Origin of the sequence: Meiothermus hypogaeus (genome assembly GCF_003574035.1) — a bacterium.
GTDB classification, from domain to species: domain Bacteria; phylum Deinococcota; class Deinococci; order Deinococcales; family Thermaceae; genus Meiothermus; species Meiothermus hypogaeus.
Map to the genome: position 1 here is coordinate 1 of NZ_QWKY01000150.1, position 2553 is coordinate 2553.

At 59.9% G+C, this 2553-nt stretch carries 2 protein-coding genes; both read left to right on the forward strand.

Annotated elements, in window-relative coordinates:
- Positions 1-1808 (forward strand): protein kinase domain-containing protein (locus tag Mhypo_RS17530; RefSeq protein WP_119342503.1); only part of this gene is annotated, 1808 nt, incomplete at its 5' end.
- A 69-nt stretch (positions 1809-1877) separates the two neighbouring features.
- A complete protein-coding gene (locus tag Mhypo_RS17535) occupies positions 1878-2384 on the forward strand; it encodes a peroxiredoxin (protein WP_119342504.1) in 507 nt (168 codons plus the stop codon).
- Positions 2385-2553: the final 169 nt, after the last annotated feature.

Below are 2553 nucleotides of genomic sequence, written 5' to 3' on the forward strand. Positions count from 1 at the left end.
GGCCCGCACCCCGACCCCCCAAGACCAAGCCCAACCCCAAGGTATCGCTCGGGAACAGTGTCACTGGCCTCGAGGCCCTCTACGACATCCAGGAAAAGGTAGGCATCGGAGGCATGGCCACGGTCTACAAGGGCCGCAGCAAAAAAGATGGCCGTCTGATTGCCCTCAAAATTCCCCAGGAAAAATACATTGGTGACCCCCGGTTTGTACGACGCTTCCACCGCGAGGCCGAACTGCTGGCCCACCTCGACCATCCGGGCATCGTCAAGGTGTATGACCACGGCAACCAGGGCGATACCCACTACATCGCCATGGAATTTCTCGATGGTGAGGGGCTGGATCGCTTGATCGAAAACAAGCGCCTGGGGATCAGGAGCATCGTGGAAGTGATGAGCCGGGTAGCCGAGGCCCTCCAGCACATTCACGCGCAGGGCATCATTCACCGCGACATCAAGCCCGGCAACATCATGGTGCTCAAGAATGCCGTGCGTGACGATGGCAGCGTGGATCCTCGAGGGGTGCGCCTGATGGACTTCGGGATTGCCGCCGGTAAGGTGCTGACCCGCCTGACCATCACCGGGGCCCGCATCGGTACCCCGGTCTACATGAGCCCCGAACAGGCCAAGGGCCAGCGCATCGATCACAAGTCCGACATTTACAGCTTTGGGGTGGTGTTCTACGAAGCCCTGTGCGGTCAACCCCCATTCCAGGGGGCCTACGAGGCGGTCATCCACCAACAGATTACCCAGATGCCCACCCCGCCCAAGCAGGTTAACCCGGATATTCCGCAGGTGCTCTCCGATCTGGTCTACCGCATGCTGGAGAAAGACCCGGAAAAACGCCCTGGTCTGGAAGCGGTGCTGGAAGTGTTGCGCGGTAAGTGGCAGGAAGACCCGGGTCTTACCGCCCCCATCTACCTGGCCTTGGCCGTGGAGACCAAGAAGGGCACCCTGCGCCTGATGGACCTGAATGGCACCCTGATGCGGATGTGGAGTGGGGTGGGCAGTGGGCGGGGCATGTTCCCCTCGCCCCCGCTCTCTATTTCGGTGGATAAGGACGGAGGCTTCTGGATTAGCCTGTTCGAGTATGGCGGTGGTGCGGTACGGTTGGTACATCGCTTCGATGTGGAGGGTGAGATCACCCACTCGATTGCGCCCTATGGGATGAAGCTGGGTGAACTGCTTTATCCCATCTCGCTGGCAGCGGTGCCCGATGGCCTGCTGGTGCTGGATGGTGAGGCCTGTACCATTACCCGCTTCGACCAGGAAGGTAACCCCGTGGCCCGCTTTGGGGGTTCTGGGCAGGGCCGGGGCACCTTCGAGTCGCCCCGGGCCATGCTGGCCAGCCGCAACTACATTTTTGTCCTCGACTACGGCAATCGCCAGGTACAGCGCCTGGATCATAGCGGACAGTACATTTCGCGCTACGCCTTCCGCAAAAGCCGGGAGTCGCAAGAACTGCGGCTGCTGGGCGGCCTGGGCCTGACCCCCGACGACCAGCTTTTGATTTACGACGCGGACAGCCAGAAAATTCGCAAACTCTCGCTCGAGGGCGAAGTCTTGCTCTCGCTGCCGCTGCCGGTGGCCGATGGCGAAGACCCCACCAGCCAGGTGGAGATGGTGGTACTGGACGATACCATCTACGCCATCCGCCGGGGCGGCACCAGGATTCACCGGGTCAAATTGAGCGGTCAGTCTCTCTCGAGCCTGGAAGTCTATGCCCCTTTACGGGGTATCGCCTTCTGGCACAATATCCAGAAAGCCAAGGCCAAAGCGCCCATAGACCTCTCGGCCCAGGCCTTTGATTGAGAAATCTGCAAGCGGCTAATTTTGCCCTGCCCCACACCCGGGGTTTGCTAAAAACGCCATACTGGGCACATGAAGTTGAAGACCGGTGATCCAGCTCCACTGATCCAGGTGCAGGATGCTTTTGGCAAAACCATAGACCTGGCCGAACTGGTGCAGCAGGGGCGCTACATCGTGCTTTGGTTCTACCCCAAAGCCAGCTCACCGGGCTGCACGGCCCAGGGGAAACAGTACGCCGAACTGTACGAAACCTTCAGGCAGCTTGGTGCCGAGGTGTTTGGTGTAAGTGCCGACCCGGCTTCGGCCCAGTGCAGCTTTATTGACCAGCTGGCTCTCAAAGGCGGCATGATTCCCGACCGGTCTGGCGCTTTGGGGCGTGCGTTTGGGGTGGGGGGTTGGCTGGGTTTTGGCCTGCTGCTGGGCATGTACAACCGCGACACCATCCTGATTAACCCCCAGGGCCGGATCGAAAAAATCTGGCGCAACGTGAATCCATTTCGGGATGCCCGGGATGTGCTGGAATATTTGAAAACAAAAGTGGAGGCCAGCCCAACCCAACCCGAACCTATGCCAACTTGAAGCCTGGCCCACAGCAACCCCTGGCCTGGTGCGGGCACACTTTAGAATCTACAAACCACCTTACCCAAATCAGGCACTGCAGTTATGTTTAGAGCATGAACCGCCGTGCTTACCCATCGGACGTCCGTGATGAGGAATGGGCTCTGGTGCTGCCCTATTTGACCCTCGC

Bases quoted from the DNA above. Each gene is read 5' to 3' on its own strand.
- Mhypo_RS17535 (WP_119342504.1), top strand. From the start codon at position 1,878: ATGAAGTTGAAGACCGGTGATCCAGCTCCACTGATCCAGGTGCAGGAT.